General features: G+C 40.9%; 12 protein-coding genes. All 12 read right to left on the reverse strand.

The features are described from left to right. Positions 1–12 precede the first annotated feature (12 nt). Positions 13–3,705 carry a type II secretion system protein gene (locus ACESZG_RS14110; RefSeq protein WP_373218593.1) on the reverse strand — a complete coding sequence of 1,231 codons (3,693 nt, stop codon included), beginning with the start codon at positions 3,703–3,705 and terminating at the stop codon, positions 13–15. A gap of 16 nt (positions 3,706–3,721) precedes the next feature. Beyond that, positions 3,722–4,312, reverse strand: coding sequence for a prepilin-type N-terminal cleavage/methylation domain-containing protein (locus tag ACESZG_RS14115; RefSeq protein ID WP_368210870.1), 591 nt, complete (start codon positions 4,310–4,312; stop codon positions 3,722–3,724). Positions 4,313–4,321: 9 nt separating this feature from the next. After that, positions 4,322–6,763: a type II secretion system protein gene (locus ACESZG_RS14120; protein ID WP_368210869.1), complete on the reverse strand. Its 2,442-nt coding sequence runs from the start codon at positions 6,761–6,763 to the stop codon at positions 4,322–4,324. Positions 6,764–6,788: 25 nt separating this feature from the next. Beyond that, positions 6,789–8,507: a prepilin-type N-terminal cleavage/methylation domain-containing protein gene (locus ACESZG_RS14125; protein ID WP_368210868.1), complete on the reverse strand. Its 1,719-nt coding sequence runs from the start codon at positions 8,505–8,507 to the stop codon at positions 6,789–6,791. Positions 8,508–8,573: 66 nt separating this feature from the next. Beyond that, positions 8,574–9,566, reverse strand: a complete 993-nt coding sequence (locus ACESZG_RS14130) for a hypothetical protein (protein ID WP_368210867.1) — start codon at positions 9,564–9,566, stop codon at positions 8,574–8,576. A gap of 16 nt (positions 9,567–9,582) precedes the next feature. After that, positions 9,583–11,214 (reverse strand): pilus assembly protein PilM, encoded by a 1,632-nt coding sequence (gene pilM, locus ACESZG_RS14135; RefSeq protein ID WP_368210866.1) that lies wholly within the window; start codon positions 11,212–11,214, stop codon positions 9,583–9,585. A gap of 126 nt (positions 11,215–11,340) precedes the next feature. After that, positions 11,341–12,105 carry an A24 family peptidase gene (locus tag ACESZG_RS14140; RefSeq protein WP_368210865.1) on the reverse strand — a complete coding sequence of 255 codons (765 nt, stop codon included), beginning with the start codon at positions 12,103–12,105 and terminating at the stop codon, positions 11,341–11,343. 238 nt (positions 12,106–12,343) lie between these two features. Further along, complete coding sequence (locus ACESZG_RS14145) at positions 12,344–12,865, reverse strand: type IV pilin protein (RefSeq protein ID WP_368210864.1); 522 nt, start codon at positions 12,863–12,865, stop codon at positions 12,344–12,346. 28 nt (positions 12,866–12,893) lie between these two features. Beyond that, on the reverse strand, positions 12,894–13,406 hold the full coding sequence (locus ACESZG_RS14150) for a type II secretion system protein (RefSeq protein WP_368210863.1): 513 nt from the start codon (positions 13,404–13,406) through the stop codon (positions 12,894–12,896). A gap of 127 nt (positions 13,407–13,533) precedes the next feature. Next, complete coding sequence (locus ACESZG_RS14155) at positions 13,534–14,748, reverse strand: type II secretion system F family protein (protein WP_368210862.1); 1,215 nt, start codon at positions 14,746–14,748, stop codon at positions 13,534–13,536. A 55-nt stretch (positions 14,749–14,803) separates the two neighbouring features. Next, positions 14,804–15,868, reverse strand: coding sequence for a type IV pilus twitching motility protein PilT (locus tag ACESZG_RS14160; RefSeq protein WP_368210861.1), 1,065 nt, complete (start codon positions 15,866–15,868; stop codon positions 14,804–14,806). Positions 15,869–15,975: 107 nt separating this feature from the next. Then, positions 15,976–17,670, reverse strand: a complete 1,695-nt coding sequence (locus tag ACESZG_RS14165) for a GspE/PulE family protein (protein ID WP_173699430.1) — start codon at positions 17,668–17,670, stop codon at positions 15,976–15,978. Positions 17,671–17,915: the final 245 nt, after the last annotated feature.

The following is a 17,915-nucleotide window of genomic DNA, read 5'->3' on the forward strand; positions in this document are numbered from 1 at the left end:
TGATGACCTGGTTTAATTCCACCTCTGCCAGAATGTTTTATTAGATATTCCACTTAAATCATCCAACAGTCTAATCTTATCATTTAAGTTCCAATAATATCTTGTACACTGAGCCCTATTATACCAATCCCAACTGTATGCTGTTCCATTATTAAATATATACCATCCATTATTTATATATTTATAATAGACATTGCCACGTTGCATAAACCATTTGCCTGCCGAAGAGCCAGCAATTGAACCAGAGAATGAGCCTATTCCAGTCTTTCTGTGAATACTTAAACGTAATTCACATATTTCTCCCTTGCTGTCCTTAAATTTATACGTATATCCGTCACTCTCCAAAGTTGCCATTTTCTTGATTGACTCTAAATCTCCGGGAACATAAGTATAAGGTTTGCCAGCATTTTCTGAATACTCTGTATCATATACATTATTCTCTATTGGATAAATATAAAAATTGTACAGCACGCTTCTCAAATCAACAGATATCAAGATATATCTATATTGTGTAAAATCAGTCGTCGAAGCGTTCATTTTAATTACCAGATTTTCCGGCCTATCTCCCTCTAATTTGAGCGTAGGAATATTATTTCGATTGCATTCTATCTGACTGTTTTCTGCATTCAATACATACCTGGTCTTAATGCTCTTTGTTATCAGATTCATGTCATCTTCATCAAATTCCAAAGACTGTGACTGACCTTGAGTACAATTATATATTCGCGTTTTAGTTATTTTACTGTTTACAGTAATCTGAGTTGATGCCGTACACGCAATATTATCTGAATTTTTCTTTCTGGCAATTGCCTTGATCATAACAATTCTTTCTGATGATGGCTTCGCAATAACCACAAAATTGAGTTTATTATTATCAGGACTATATGTATAAACGTTTCCATCTTCCGGGCTTACTGTCCATGTAATATCATAATCCTTTGTAACATCAGTATCATTAGATGCATCCTGTATATATGCAGTTATTTGTTCAGTCACCTGCCTGTCCTCAAAAAATAGCTGATCATTTGAATGTGTCAGACTCATCATTAAAGGAGTAACATAAATATCAACGGATTCTGTTCCAGTTTCACCATCTGCATTTGTATAATTTGCAGTTATCTTACAGGTAACCGTTTGAGTAATATCAGAATCAGCAGTTACTGTAACAGGTATTGCTGCCCCATTCTCATATACAGAATTCTGTGTATCAGGACTTATTTTAACGCTATCATCATTGCTTTCCCAGCTAACATTTCCTGTTATTTGTCCATGTTCATTTTGTAATTTTAGCCATAGCTGGGTTGTGTCACCCGGAAATATTGATGTCTTATTATCTTTTATAATTATTTCTGCGCTCTTTCTTACGTCTGTCCATCTTGAATCAATGAGATGAACTTTCTTTTTCGGATCATTAATTTCATTTCCAAAAAATACATTTGGCATGCCCCAACAATCTGCGATTAATTCTCCCGATTGCTGTCCTTTTTCAATCTTCCAAGATTCATCTTTTATAGTATGACCGGTATTTGTTTTCCAGTCTGTCTCTTTTCGTGGAACTTTTTTCTTTTCAGACACATCTTGTCCTGAATCATTTATACTCCATACAGTAGCGTCAGCCCTAAGAGCATACGTTTTTCCTATAAGCATTGGTGTTGGCGGTTCCACAATTTCTATATCAGTTATTACTTTTACATTTCTTTTGGCCTCATAACGATGCTTAATTTCATTCTCATTTTGATTGTTTCCTGAATAAATTGTCATTGTTGCCAGCAATGTAAATCCATGTTCATTTTCACCAATATATAATTGTGCATCATTATTTCCACTACTTATATTATTGGCATTCATGAAGTAAGAATCTGTTGCTCCTTTAATAGACCACTCTATTTTATAGTTCCAAGAAAAATCACTTACCTCCTTCACATGAAAACCTTGAGAATTATAATATGAACAGTAATATGTAGCGCCAGCAACTACTGTGTCATTATTTGCTTCAGTACTTCCTATTTCTATTGTTCCATTTTCTACTTTTTGTTTGACATTAAACGAACTTTCTGCCTTTAACTTTCCATACCCTCCTCTATTATCAAGTTCCATTTCTGCTTTCGCAGTCCACTTTCCTACATCCTGGTCAGTCAGTACTTCTCCTATTTTTCCCGGGGCTGCTTTATTAGTCTGAGGAATGACACTTTTCGTAATTTGTTCATCAGAAAGATTCGTTATTACATTTCCGCCCTCTTTGTATTCATAAGCAAATGGCATGGTATCTCCTACATATAATGTTTCCGGTTGAGAGAGATCTAAGCGTGCCAGTTTTATTGAGATTTCTCCTGACAGAGTTTTAGCAGTTGTACTATCTGTATAAGATACAGAAATTTTAAAGAAAGAATCAGAAGAAGTATTTCCCAAACTTTCCGGTATAATAAGTTCTCCGTCATTTCCAAGACTGACTCCTATATTTGAAGTTGTAGTCCACTCAACCGCATCTAATGACTCGCCGGTGGTTCCGTCACTGTATTTTATTCTCCATTGTATTATATTAGCTAACGAATAATTCTGTCCTACTGCCAGCAGAAGTTCATTGGTTCCTGCCACTGGCTCCAGACCAGCCGGTATTTTTGAATTTACCTTAATCCCTACTGTCTGAGACTTGATCTGCCTGCCATCTGTTGTGCTTGCCTGAACATAGATTCGAATTTCTCCCGTTGCAGAATCTGCTGCTGTCAGCGCAAGATCTATATTATCTGTACCGCTAAAAGAGCCATTTGCTGTTTCTACAATCCACTCTACTGTACTTGGGTCAATATTTCCATTCATACGCTTACTAAATCCTGAAAGTTTCTCTCCCGGATTGATTTCTTTTGGATAATCCACAATATTAATCCATGCATTTCCATTTTCAGCCGTACCATAACCGTCTCCCGGTTTTCCTATCTGTACCTGATTTCTCAGGTTTACAGTATGAATGGTTGTGATTTCTTTTCCTTTTTTATTGGTTGTAAACTGAAATCGTACAATGCGGTCTGTCTGTGCTTTGGACACATCTACGCAAAAGCTTGTAATATCTTCTGCTATCAAAGTTTTCTCTACTTTTGTTGTAACTTCTGTGGTTCGCTTGGATTTTACAATAATATTATCTTCTGTTTTCTCATTTGTATTGTCTGCGCTATCATCAGAAATTCCTGCCACCATCGCATTATTATCCGTAATACTCTGTGTATCAGTTCCGGTATTTCCATTTTCTGTTCCATCAGCTGCAGAATTATCTGTAGTTTCTGTTTCCACGCCTTCCCAGACTCTGCATCCGTAATACAGCTTTTGCTCATCACTGTCCCATTCGATTATGTCACATGAGTATGCATATTTTTTCTGCACCGCATCTTTTTCTTCTGCACTGCACGCAAAGAAAGTCTTCGACTGAGAACTGTCCGAAGAATCAATATCATTACGGATTTCATTCCCGTATCCATCATTGATACCTTTTCCATACGCATAATATACGCTACGGTTTACATCAATGATCATATTCTCCATCTGATCCATAATATCCTGAGCTTCCATCTGTGATTTGGCAGTGTTTGAAGTCTTTATATAACTATTCGCACCTGTACCTATCACAGACAGTACTACTCCGGAAAAAATCGCTATAATAGCTACCGTTACGATCAATTCTATTAATGTAAAACCTTTGTTCTTTTTTTTCATGTGACTGTCCCCTCTATCAGCCGGCTGTTATCGTATAAGTGCCGGTATCCTTATTTAACTCAAGGTTTCTGATTCTATATCCGCCTCTTACTTCTATCTTTGTGCAATAATTTTCTCCATTATCCAAAAAAGGAATATCTGCACATTGTTCAAGATAACTGTTGATTTGTTCCTGTGTCATAACATCTTGTTGCAACGGGCGGAAACCTCCACTCTCCCGGTCATAAGTAATGATAATAGAATCTCCTGATTCCATTTCTTTGCCTGCCTCATTATCTGTTGTATAGATTTTAATCTTTGTACCGGCCGGGGCAATTTTTTCTGGTTGGTCCTGTTTCACTCTTCCTTCACTGGCTTTTCCTCTGTCAAGATAATAGCTGATGTAATATCCGTCATCCTGTTTTTCCAGTTTCATCTCACCTACCAGCCGGTTCATAGCTTCTGTTTTTGTCTTATCCAGCGCCGCACCAATACTGTTGGCAGCCCTCTGTACACGGAATCCGAAAATCGAATTAACAGACGGCTCTAAAATTCCCAGAAGAATGGTGAATATCGCTACCACAATCACTAATTCAACTAATGTAAAACCTTTGTTCTTATTCTTCATAAATACCGCCTATTTCTTCTTCCAGTTTTCATAAGTTACACATTGTGCCAGGTCATATGTGTTATCAGCAAGATTGTTACCTGATGTAGTTCCTGTCGCTGTAGAATTGCCAAGAACATACTGATCACCTTCCCAAAAGAAATCTTTAGGAGATATTTTTTCTCCTGCTTCTGCATCCATCTGTGCCTGAAATACTTTCGCAGCTTCCAACGGAGATGAAATAAGTTTAGCACCGGAACCTAAAGTAATTTTTCCCTGCGCCATGATAATGCCATTGAAAGTTACTCCAACATCAATCTTTACATCTCCAGTACATACCACCAGACGCAATTTTTTTGCTGTTTCTGAATTGATTGTCAGTGTATCTATATTCTCATTGTCAGCCATAATAGCTGTCAAACCTGCGTTATCTTTTTCAGTATTAAATCGATATTCCTTATATCCATCAGAAGATGTCGTTCCTTTCTCATTAATAAACCTACGCATCCCGTCTTTATTTACCAGATTATCAAACACAGTCCTGTTGCTTTGTCTCTCATCATGAGAATTTACCTCTGTATCTTTAACATCTTTCTTCAGCAGATCATAACTTGATATCATCTTTCTATTTAAGGTATACCACATATTTTGGTATTTCACCTGTTCCTCACTAAGCAGTTTTCCAGGCCTTGTATCTGTCGCCTCATACAGGTGTCCGTTCTGTGTCTTTCCATCAGCATCCAAAATAGAACTTAAAACATTTCCATTCGTAATATATCGCAGATATGCCTGTGGATCATTTACCTTTACACCGGCATTTTCGCCAAAATAAAAGCTTAAGTACTCGTCCATATTTGTCTTTATATTCTCAACAGCATAATATGTCTGCATAAATGTAGCCGCTTTTGTACTGTCTGTGAAATTTAAATAAAAATATACAAATCCTCCTCCGGCAACATTATCATTATAAAAAACTTCCTGTACGGGTTTTGATTCATCTACGCCTATCTGTTTCAGCGTCTGATTTCCCCACTGAGTCACAGGAACACTGTCATTAATCACTATTTTTTTATCATTTGCTGTTAGCGTCACATACTGATCATACGTCATAGGATTTGTCTGTGTTCCATCACCAATCAATTCAGCAGGTACCAGATATGCAAGCTGAGTCCCCTTTACAGTAAGACTCTCTCCTGTCATGATATCCGATTTATTTCCTCTTTCAGACGGAATTTTCGTACTTGCAATATAATTTTTTCCGGCAAGCATAATTCTCTGTGCGCCCGACAAGTCCATTGTTGTATTCTTTCCATTAATAACAATGGCACTGCTTAATGAAGAATCTGAACGTCCCTTGTAATCATAAACAGGTGTAACTCCCTCTTTATCGTCATTATTATGATATATTTTGGAGGTTTTAGCAGAATCTGCTGCGCCAAATCCATAATATTCTCCCTCTATCTTCACATTACTGTTCTTTCCAGTATTTACTGTCAAGTCATCTGCCAAATAAGTTTTTCCCAAAAGTTCAACTGTTGCGGATGTAAGGTTTATCCCCTGAGCCCAGACAGATACAATAGAGCCACTGGAAAATCTGCCTCCGGCGCCTACATTGATATTTCCCTGGCAGACAAATTTATCCCCTGATGAAACAGACAATTTTGCACCAGGTGTAATTTCAACGCTGACCTTATCTGAGCCATCTGCTATCATCTGATCAGACTGTTTATCCTTCAGCAGACCTGCATATACACTTCCCTGAATCACAGTCTCCTGAGTAATGTCTGTGCCCTCACATACAATTCCTTTATTTGCAACAACAATCATATTCATCAAGTCTGGAAGTGTGGATGGAGTAGGAAACTGAATTTTGGGAATACCAAGACGAATATCTGTTTCAATAATCGAAGCCCTTCCCTGCGCATCTACATAAATAGCCTTCAGATTCTTAAGAAGAATTCCATCTTTTACATCTTTTATCATAGAAGGTGATTTGCCTGTTGGATTTGTAACAATCACCGTCTCTTTGGCATTGTCAAATTCAGTCTCATTTGTAAGATCCAGATACCCGTTAATTTTTTGCAGGTCATACTGAGAAGTATCTGTCCCTTTTTTCAAACGTTCAGTCAACTCTTTAACAAATAACTCCTTGAAACTTGCCTGCCTTAATTCGTCCAGTGTAGCATCTGCAGAAGTCACATCTGAATCTTGGGAATAAGTCTCAAGAACCTTGATATACGCAGTAGACATTGCCTCTCCAACATCCTCCTGCAAACCTGTCCTGACTTCTTCCAGCGCTTTCTCTGCTGTATAAAAGCTGTCTTTTCCTTTTAAGTCTGTGATCTTCATTTGAAAATTCGCCATTGCAATGTATAAAATGAGCATTCCCAGAATTCCAATAAATGCAACAGCTACAATTACTGTCAGTAAGGAAAAACCCTGATTCTTTTTTCTTTTTGAAATTTGATTCATATTTTACCTTTATTCCTCCTGACTGTTAGTTTTCTTTTGCCCCATCAAGACTGACAATCATATCCTTTTCCGGGAAATTATTTTGTGCCGCTCCCTGCTTGTATACCTTTACAACGGCATTATAAATGCGGTCTTCCGCCTGCCGGTTATCAAGACCATTATATGACAAAATGTTCTTGGCACTATATCCGGACGTTTTATGGTTACTCATATCTGTATAAGTCAGCTTCATCTGATTTGCACTAATACGTTTCGGAATTTCCTTAATATTACTGATATCATAATCAAGATTTGTCAGCAATGTGGTGGACGCCTTATACAATCCCATATTCGCGCTCCATGGTTTTGTAGGACTTTCCTGTATAGTAAGAGACATTTTGTACTGCATTTCCTGTGCTGAAGTTGGCTCATTATTCTTCTCGTCACGCTGTTTTGTAACATAAAGATTAACCGGATAATTTACTTCTTTTACCTTAATATCTGTATTATCAAAATATATTTCATCTAATGGCTTAACAATATTCTGGGAATTATAATTTGGATAATAGAATATATATATATTCTGAAGATCATCTTCATTCTCAGAACTGTAAAAAGTCGTGTAATCATTGTACACTGTGCAGAAACAGTCAGCTTGCTTTTCTTCACCATCTTTAAGATTTGCACTCTCACCTTCACATGGACAAAACGACATTGTTGCATATTCAGACGCTTTGGCATTAGCCTTTGTGTAATCATACGCACATAAAATATATCTTGCTTTTACAATAATACCTCCGCCACCACTCTTTTCCAGCTTAATTTTCAAAATACGCCTTGTATGTGCATAAACATCTTCATAATCCAATTCTGATGGTTCAGGATTTTCTTGTTTGTAATTCAAAATTTCTTCCGAAGTCGGATGATATATTATAGTTCCATCTTCTTGCCTCTCTTCGAAAGTATGCCTTATAACCCAGTCATCATATTCATCCTGCCACTTTTCATGTGCCGCTCTCCATTGCGGCTTAATCATCAGTTCTTCTATTTTTGTTCTTGAACACCAGTCTTTCTCCATAATAAGAAACGCGTTTTTTTTTGTGTCAAGCTTCGCAATGTTCGGGGACAGATAGTCATTTTTTCCATATTCATTATTGGAAATCGTTTTTTTTCTATATTGCGTATCATCTCCCCCGTCAAATTCAACCAGCACATCAAAAGTTTCCTTAAGATTCTTCACATTAGACATAGAATAATAATATTTTCCACTGTCATTTGCATTAAACTTGTAGGTTTTTCCACTATCATGAGAAATTACGGATGCAGTAACTTTTGAATCGTCATCACCATCTGCTTTATTATACTTTCGCACATTTATATAATTGCCATCATCGTCCCTGGCAACTTCTTTAATCTCCAGAGTATTATCCTTAATTTCAGAAAGCTGTGAATCCAGAAATGTAAATCTGCTGCTATTGGTAGTAAGATCAACAGGATAATTAAACGCAAGTGCGACCTCCTGAAATCTCTTTGCTTTTATTTCTTCCATCACATTCTGTGCTGTACTGGTAGCTTCCAGATATGTATTAGACTTCTTATTGATCCGGCTCGAAGTCACAAAGCTCTGCAGGAGCACGATTGCAGATATTGAAAAAATACTCACTGCGATGATTACTTCGAGCAGTGTCATACCTGCGTTTGAATTATTTTTCATTTTTCTGTCCAACTGTATGATTCCTTCTCTTCTGTCATAATTTATAATCAAAATGCTCTTTTCCTCATAAAACACAGTTAGAGGGGCCTTATATCTCTCCCCTCTAACATACTTTCCTTATTGTGCCTGCTCGGCGCTATCAACAGGGGCTGCTGCATCCTGCGTATTTTCTCCTTCTTGACTGTTGGTATTCTGGCCGTCAACGCCAGTATCGGAAGCCGCCTGGTCTGTCGTGCTGTCTGCACTCTGTGCATCAGCTGTCTCTGCGGCTTTCTTCCTACTCTTTTTACTTTTCTTACTCTTCTTGCCAGATTCAATGGTTCCGAAAATATTGCTGGTTCCGTACGCCACACTTCCTGCATCCGGCTCAGTGTAAGTCTTGCCGGTTCCTGCCATGGAGAACATATTAACGGTAATACTTCCTGTAAGGTTTCCGGTAGTAGAGTCAAAAGAAGCATTTACATTATCAAGTGTCATTCTGCCGCTCTGATCTGCGAGATAATCTACCATATCCTTAAGGCTTGCATACGTACCGGTAAACTGCATACTGTCCTGTGTGCGGTAAAGCACCGGAGTCGTAAACGTCTGATTCAGATTCGCCACCTCTTCATCCGAAGCATTCTGGCGTTCCTTGTCGCCCTGCACATCCGTACCTTCGATCTCATCAAGCTGCTCCTGCGTCTGGGCATTTGCCTGCTCCGACAAAGTTTCATCAGGCATATTGAGCAACGGATCCTCTGTACTTCCATCAAGAGCCGCTATAAACTCCCTGGTACCAAGTCCTACGTTGGAAATCTGCATATCCAGAGAATCCTCCATATTCATGGAAAGCACAATTCCGTCCTCTGAACGGATATCTGCCGGAAATGCTGATGTATATTCGTCAATCTTTGCATTGATGGAATCTGTCTTTTCCAGATAGAAATCTTTATTCTCAGCCAGTTTTATCAAATCATTTAATCGTTCCTGTAAAGGTGCGTTAGAAGCCTGAATACTCTCAGCCTCCTCCATCTGCGGACGATATCCGAAGAAATATCCGGCAGCAAAGATACCTACGCCCAAGAACATCAGCAGTATTTTTTTATCGCGCATAGAAATATTCATGTCCATCTTGATTTCTGCCTCCTTATTCTGTGTCTGAATCCAGTGGTGCCGGATCTGAATAGGTACAAAGCACACTCAGTGACACAGTTCCGTCTTCTCCCTCATCGATTCCTGTCGTCGTTACCGTTTCCAGACTCTCAAAGGTACGAAGCTGCATAATCGTGTTCGCTGCTGCCGATTTGCTGCCTACACGCATGGAAAAGCTGACCTGCGTTCCTGTAGAGCTGAAGTTCTCCACTGTAATATCCGAAGGCATTTTCTCTTCCAGCTCTTCGATAAAATTCTTAAGTCCCTCATTTGGGGTATTTGTATACTGATACATATTCTGATAATTGTCATACTGTGCCTTTGCACTGGTATAAGCACTGTAAATCTCCTCAATGGAGCTCTCTTCTGAGATTCTCTGATTCAGCCGCTCTTGCTCATGCTGCTGATAAATACGGTTTGCATATCCGGCAGCTGTCAGCACAACTCCTGCCACTGTTCCGACCACACAGATAATGATGGCACCACTTAAAGTCTCTTTTTTTTCTTTCTTCTTTCTGTTGACCTTGTCCATCAGGTTTACACCTGAAGTGCCCGGTGAAAGAACTGCAGCGTAAAGGCAGGCTTCCTGTGCGTCCCCGCCTGCAGGCAGGGCAAAATTCTTAAACTCCTGTAATACGTCCACCTGCTGTCCCAGCTCATTGGTAAGAAGAAGCATCAGCCCCTTTACCCGTGCGCCAAGACCGCAGCATACGATAGAATCAAAGTTTGTATCCGTATGACGAGAAATATAATAGTCCATAATACGGGAAATATTTCCGATCAGGTATCTGAGGCTTTCTGTCACCTCAGCTCTGGCAGTTTCCAGCATTCTCTCCTCATCAGAGATTTCTTCGTCAAAAGACTCCATGTCAAGGAAAGGATTGATACATTTTCTGCTGCAAAGCACATTCAGAGCCTCATTCGCATCCAGCCTGTCCCCAAACTCCGGGAAAGCCCTTACTGTCTCTGCCGCACTGTCCACACCATAATTAATATTACGCTGGAGGGTCAGTTCACCATCCTGGATGATCGTAATGCTGGTTCCCGTATATTCCACCTTAACCAGAATATGAGTTCCTTTTGCATACTCATCCTTTACTGAATGATAAATACTGTCACCTGTGCAGGTGATCCCGGTCATTGTCAGTCCTGCATTCTCCGCAAACTCACTGTAAGCTGCTGAGATTGCTTTCGGAGCAGCATAAACCATCAGATGGTACTGCTTTGTCTCTTCTTTCCCGTCCTCAGATTTCTGGCTCTCCACATCAATCACACTGTAGGACAGCACATACTTACTCACATCAATGGGAAAATAATCTGTGGCATTTGCCTCTATAATACTCTGTATCCTGTTTGCCTTCACAAAAGGGATACGGACTTCCCTGCTTGCGATCCTGGTAGAACCTGTGGCAAAATATACTTTCTTTGTCCTGATCTTTCTCTGGGAAAGCTCTGCCTTAAGATTCTCTCCGAGAGTTTTTGTATCACGGATCTGTCCATCCTCCACAGCTCCCTGGGGTGCCGGTATACAGAAACAATTATGGATTTTTCCCTTTTTGCCACGTACTTCAACTTCCGCAACCCTGATCTGAGATGCCTCTGCCTCTATACTCAAAATTCTCGCCATTTGTATTTTTCCTCCGTATAAGCCGCTGCCCTCTGCAGACAACCGCCCTTTTTCAATTACAAAAATAAATTTTAACAGATAAAACATTTTAAAACTCATTTTTCTAACTGAAAAATTCTATGATTTTCAGTTAAAAATTAATGACAGGTACCAGCTGATCCACCTGTTTCCCCACAAAGCAGCCAGCAAAATCCCGGCTGACAGATAAGGACCCATGGCAAGCATACGCCCTGCCTTCTTTCTCACCATGCGGATAATATGGACCACAGAGCCGATAATACATCCCAGCACAAAAGCCAGCAAGATCAGCTTCCATCCCAGGATCAGACCACAGGCAAACATCAGCTTAATGTCACCCCCGCCGATCGCTCCGCCACCGCTCACCAGATAAAGAATCTCCAGCACACCACTGACACAGACCATCCCAATCAAATGCTCCACCAGATTCCCCCTGTCAAGCACAGCCATGGCAACTCCAAGGACAAACAGAAACACATTGATTCCAAAAGGAATCTCATAAGTCCGCCAGTCAATCACACTCAGAACCAGAAGAGCTGACGCCATCAGGCAATAGATCAGGCTGAAACTGTTCAGACCATTGACTGCACAGATCAGTACATAAATCAACCCGTTCACTGCTTCAATGCTAGGATACTGCGCTGAAATCGAAGAGCCACAGTTACGACACTTTCCTCCAAGCACCAGCCAGCTAAACACCGGAACCATATCATACCACTTAAGCTTCTTCCCACAAGTCATGCAATGAGACGGCACCGTCACAATGGACTCATGTAACGGAATCCGGTAAATACAGACATTCAGGAAACTTCCAATGGTAATTCCGAATATAAAAATAACTATGTAAGGGAGTAAATTTAAAAAAAGGAGCATAGGAAAATCCTTTCGTTTTTATCGTTATTTGGCATCTTCTGAGCCTTATTCTATTGAAGTGAAACATTAATTTTTGCCAGACTTCTTTATTTGTAGTAAGTCATATTAATATTTCGAGAATCATAGGTATTTACCTTATGATTCCCGAAATCATTGTTTAGCTTGATATCATCATAATCTAATAATTCTTTTTATAAGCTATAGCAGATTAAAAAATAATGTGATATGCAAATTTTTATTACTGAATTCCGTCAGTACCAGTCTTCATATAGTTTGCAAATGGATCTGTAGCACTTCCATCTCCATCTACCTTATAGCTTACGCTTGTTCCACCCTCTTCGTTAACAGTTACTACAGCTATAATTGCTGCCTTTTCTCCGCTCTTCCATTTTTTAGACTTAGTAACGGTATCGTACCAATTCGGGATAGTTTTATCCATTTCTGCTATGAGTTTAGTAACAACAGTGGTATTCTTTCCTGGAGTAATAGTTGTTGATTTATCCGTACCAGTTGCTTTATCCGCACTAATTTTAATTGTATAAGTGTCAGCTGCAAGTTCATTCGTAGGATCAGCTGCGAAAACTTTAACTACTTTAACCATCTCATCCATATTACTAGCATCTGCTGCTTTTCTGGATTTCTCTACATATTTAGTATACTGTGGTGCTAATAAACCAACCAAGATTGCAAGAATTGCAATTACAATTACTAATTCTACTAAGGTAAAACCCTTATTATTTTTTTTATTTTTCTTAAACATTTTTTCACCTCACTATAACACAATATAATTACTGTTTACCTGCTTCTGAGCCTGTTGTCATATAGTTATTGAATTTGGCACCTTCATATTTTACTGATGTACCTCCATCGTTTCCAACTGTTACTTTAGCTGTAATAGTATCATAAGCTCCCTTATCACCCCATTTTTGGGATTTTACGGTCGTTTTTGACCAATTAGGAATGGAAGCGTGCATTTCTTTTTCCCATCCTGTTAATTTAGCAATATCTTCATCAGTTGCTGGCTCTTCCTTGTCATTAATTGTTGTTTTTTCTTTAGACATAACAATTGTATATGTTCCCGCTTCCAACTCATTCGCCGGATCAGCCGCATAAACCTTAATTACCTTAACCATCTCATCCATATTGCTTGCATCTGCTGCTTTTCTGGATTTTTCTACATATTTGGTGTACTGTGGTGCCAGCAGACCTACGAGGATTGCCAGAATTGCAATTACGATAACAAGTTCAACAAGTGTGAAACCTTTGTTATCTTTCTTTTTGTTCTTGAACCATTTGAACATTTTACATCTCTCCTTTTCATGTTTAGTGTGTGTATCTGATGAATGCAGTCTCCTATGCCAGACTACAGCACATCCTGTTTCTCCGGAAACTTTTATTGCGGTTCCCAATCGCAATCCGGGACTTTTATTACAGATTATCCAATCCACTGTACATAGCCCCAATCGGTGAAACCACCGCCACAACCAGTGTACCGACCACAACAGCCATAAACACAATGATTAACGGCTCCATAGCCGCCAGTACACTCTGGGTAGTCATCTCCACCTCTTCGTCATAGTAATCCGCCAGCTTCTCCAGCATATCCTCAATATTACCAGTCTCCTCACCGATCCCAGTCATGTGGCACACCATAGGCGGGAAGATCTTTGAGGCTGTTAGCGGTTCTGACAGCGGAATACCTTTCATAACTTCCTCACGTGCTTTCAGCAGCGCATTTGTGTAATGGATGTTATTGACGATCTTGGACACTGTCTCCAGTGCATCAATAGTGGAGATACCCGACGACAACAGTGTACTCATTGTCCTTGCAAACTGTGCGCAGGCTGTCTTCACTGTCAGCTTGCCAAACAAGGGCATCTTCATCTTAACCCTGTCGATGGCAAGTCTGCCCTGTTCTGTCTTATAAATCATCTTATATGCCACGATTACCAGAATGATCAGTCCCAGGATCATATACCAGTGTTCTGTCATCCACTCACTGGTATTCATAACCCACATGGTGATTCCCGGCATCTCCACATCCAGATCTGCAAACATATCAATAAAGATCGGAATAACGAACAGAAGCATAACAGCCACAACTCCAATCGCTGCAATAATCAGAATGATCGGATAGATGGTTGCCTTTCTGATAGTTGCCTTCAGCTTGGCTTCCTTCTCAAACTGTACTGCCATTCGTGTGAAAGCCATCTCAAGGCTTCCGGAGTTCTCACCTGCCTCTACCATATTGATAAGCATTGGCGGGAAAATATCTGACTGGCCTCTCATGGAGTCTGCCAGTGTATTTCCTTTCTCCACACTGAGAAGTACCTCTGAGATGGCACGCTTCAGCCATTTGTTCTCTGTCTGTTCTGAAAGCATCTGCAGGGCTTCCTTCATCGGGACACCTGCCTGAGTGATGCTGACGAACTGACGGCAGAATACACTGAGATCTCTTGGCTTTACTTTCTTTCCTATGGAGAAATCTATCTCTTTGTTCAGGGCGCCCTGTTCTTTTACAGAGACTGGAATCAGCCCGTCGTTTTTCAGGATATCTATAACTTTCTCTTTGTTGTCAGCCTCAATACTTCCTCTTTTCTCTTTTCCTCTTTTATCTACTGCCACGTAGGTAAAACCCGGCATCTTATCACTTCTTTCTGTCAGTCAGGCTCAGGGTGTCTGCCAGATCGGGTTTCTGTCAGAAGTCAAAGCTGACTTTTTTGTTCATGCTGACCGGATCCTGGGCATATGTCACTGCATTGTCCGCATCGATCAGTTTTCTCATATATAAGTCATACAGTGCATCATCCATCGTCTGCATTCCTGCACGTTTGCTGGTCTGCATCACAGATGAGATCTGATAGGTCTTGCTCTCTCTGATCAGGTTTCGCACTGCATTATTTGCAAAAAGTATTTCAAGTGCAGCTACACGGCCGCTTCCGTCTGCTTTCTTGAGAAGCTGCTGGGATACAACGCACTCTAATACAGAGGCAAGCTGGATCCTTATCTGCTGCTGCTGATTTGGCGGGAATACATCGATGATTCTGTCGATAGTCTTGTCCGCACCGATAGTATGAAGGGTGGAAAATACCAGATGACCGGTTTCCGCCGCTGTGATGGCAGTGAAAATGGTTTCCAGGTCTCGCATCTCTCCTACCAGGATCACATCCGGGTCTTCTCGGAGTGCAGCCCTCAGTGCCTGTGCATAATTCGTTGAATCACTGCCAATCTCCCTCTGGTTTACCACAGATTTATCATGTCTGTGCAGATATTCGATCGGATCCTCCAATGTAATAATATGGTAAGGATAATTCCTGTTGATCACATGGATCAATGAAGCCAATGTGGTTGATTTCCCGCTTCCTGTCGGCCCTGTTACCAAAATGAGACCTCTTTTCCGCGTGGTCATCTCCACTACCTCTGCAGGAATACCAAGATCCTCAGGTTCCGGGATGTTGAAAGGAAGGCTTCGCATAACGGAAGCAAGTGTTCCTCTCTGTTTAAATACATTTACGCGGAAACGTCCCACACCTGAGATGGCATATGCAAAGTCTGTCTGTCCGTTATTCTGAAGTTCTTCTCTGTGACGGACATCCATCAGGGGCATGAGAATATCTTCCAGCATCTGCGGAGTAAGGCGTTCTCCCTCTATGGGAGCCAGTACACCATCGATCCGGTAGCTTGGCGGCCTGCCGGTTGTCAGGTGGATATCGGAAGCCCTTACCTTCACTGACTGTATCAGTATTTCGTCTAAATTATACATATTTCCTAATCTGCCTCGTAACTCCCTGAGAATCTCCGGAGAACTCCGGTTCCGCAGGAATTCCTTCTATATTAATAGTCGTAAAATTAATAATCTATAAGTCTCAATCATTCATAAGATGCCTTAAGCATCTCTTCCACAGAAGTGGTGCCGTTCAGCACATAGTTGATACCATTCTCTCTCAGTGTGCGCATTCCGCTGTTTCTGGCTGCGCGTTCCAGTTCCTCTGTTGTTCCATTCTCTGCGATCAGGTCGCGGATCTCGTCATTGACCTCCATGATCTCGAACACACCGATACGCCCGTAATATCCTGTATGGCTGCAGAAATCACAGCCACAGGGTTCATAGACATTTACGTCCTCCTGTGTGTTCATCCTCAGCACTCTCTTCTCCTCAGAGGTGGCAGGACGCATTTTTTTACAGTGGCTGCACAGCTTACGCACAAGGCGCTGTGCGATAACTCCTACAACAGAATCTGCGATCAGATATCTCTCCACTCCCATGTCCGCCATACGGTTCAGAGTACCTACTGCGTTGTTGGTATGTAATGTAGATACAACCAGATGTCCTGTTATGGAAGCCTGTACTGCAATAGCAGCAGTCTCCCTGTCTCGGATCTCACCGATCATAATGATATCCGGATCCTGACGGAGAATGGAACGAAGGGCTGACGCAAAATTCAGGTCTACTTTGTTGTTGACCTGTACCTGATTGATGCCCTCAATATCTGCCTCCACAGGATCCTCTACTGTTACGATATTGACTGCTTCTTTATTTAATTCACTTAATGCTGTATACAGGGTAGTGGATTTACCGCTTCCTGTCGGTCCTGTTACAAGAATGATCCCGAAAGGACTAGCCAGCATATGGTTGAAACGTTCCATCTCATCGGGTGGAAGTCCCAGATCTTTCTTGTTACGTGTAAGGTTCAGTTTTGAAGAGAGTCGCATTACGATCTTCTCTCCGTGTACAGTAGGCAGAGAGGAAATTCGGATATCATAGTCCTGTCTGTCTACCATAATGGACATACGTCCGTCCTGAGGTTTCCTTTTCTCTGAGATATCCATACCCCCAAGGATTTTGATGCGGGTGGAGATTGCAGGGAGAAGGCTGTTGTCATATACCATACGCTCATAGAGTGCACCGTCGATCCTGTAACGGATACGGACTTTGTTCTCCAGAGCTTCGATATGGATATCACTGGCCCTCTGGCGGATTGCCTGTTCAATAAGGGAACGCACCAGCTGCACAATAGGTGCATCACTTACATCCGTATCTGTATCGTCGTCTGCTGCTCCTCCACGAAGCTGTGCTCTCTCCTGAGTAAATCGTCTGGCTGCATCCAGTGTCTCTGATGCGCCGTAGCATCTGTCGATTGCCGCAAGAATATCTCTGGTTGTAGCAATGTAAGGCTCTATCTGCAGGTTTGTCACGATAGAGATGTCATCGATTGCAGCCATATCCATCGGATCTGCCATTGCCAGATGAAGGATATTGGCGTTGTAGGGATCCAGTTCAAAAGGAATGCAGGTATATTTCTTAAGAATGTCCACACTGACCAGGTTTCGGACTTCTTTCGGGATCGTCACGCCTGTCAGCTGAACGACTTTAAGCCCCAGCTGCATCTGGAGGGCACGAACGATCATATCCTCAGTGATAAAGCCATTATCTACCAAAACTTCACCGATCTTCTTGCCGCTTCCCTTCTGCAATTCCAGGGCTTTCTTTAATTCATCTTCAGTCAGTACATTCTGCCTGATGAGCATGTCACCAAGCCTCATTCTCTCACGTCTTAATGCCATCTGTGTATCTCTTTTCCGAACACAACAGTGTGTTCACTGTTTACAGAACAAATCATCTGTTGGTGTTTCATCTTCAGATTTTACTGTAATATCAGCAACAAAAAAGAAGGAATTTCTCCTTTTTTTATCTGACATTATATTATTGGTTTAAAGTTAACATATTTCGTACACGGTTAAATGTATTTTTAAATTCTACCTTGCAAGAGTAAATTCTATACCTGTAGAATTTACTTCTGCATGGATTT

It is taken from the genome of Blautia sp. Marseille-P2398 (assembly GCF_964240315.1).
Taxonomy (GTDB): Bacteria; Bacillota; Clostridia; order Lachnospirales; family Lachnospiraceae; genus Blautia_A; species Blautia_A wexlerae.